General features: G+C 78.2%; 1 protein-coding gene. It reads right to left on the bottom strand.

Going from position 1 to position 441, the window contains the following annotated elements:
* The coding region (locus AC2CHG_RS31770; protein ID WP_484526247.1) for a hypothetical protein at positions 1-247 on the bottom strand (247 nt) is incomplete at its 3' end.
* Positions 248-441: the final 194 nt, after the last annotated feature.

Genomic DNA, 441 nt, shown 5'->3' with positions numbered 1-441 from the left:
CCGGAACCCCGGCGGGGAGGGACTGCCGCTCGGCCACGCGGTCGGCTTCCGGCCGCGCGGTGGTCGAGGCGCCCGCGACCGGGTACGCCGAGACGGCGGCAGCCGGGGCCGGGGCGGCAGCGGCGACACCGGACGGCAGCGTGGCGGCGCCGAACGAGAAGGCGACGACCACGGCGAGACTGGCGAGCATCCGGGCGGTCCAGCGCGCCACCCACCACACGGGGCAGGTGAGCGCGATCGGAAGCACGGGTACAAATTACCGCCGAACCCCCACGAACGCACCGCCGCACGGCGTGTCGCGGATCGACCGGCCGACGTGTGCGCGTGTCAGTCCGGGCGACGCCGCCCGGCGTACTCGATGTCCTCGGCCGGACCGGTGACGGAGGCCGCGCCCCCGTCGGCGGCCGGCCCGGCGGCGGCCTCGGCGGGCCTGCGCGGAGC

The organism is Micromonospora sp. ATLC20 (assembly GCF_057196585.1).
This window is presented reverse-complemented; position numbering and strand designations above follow the sequence as displayed.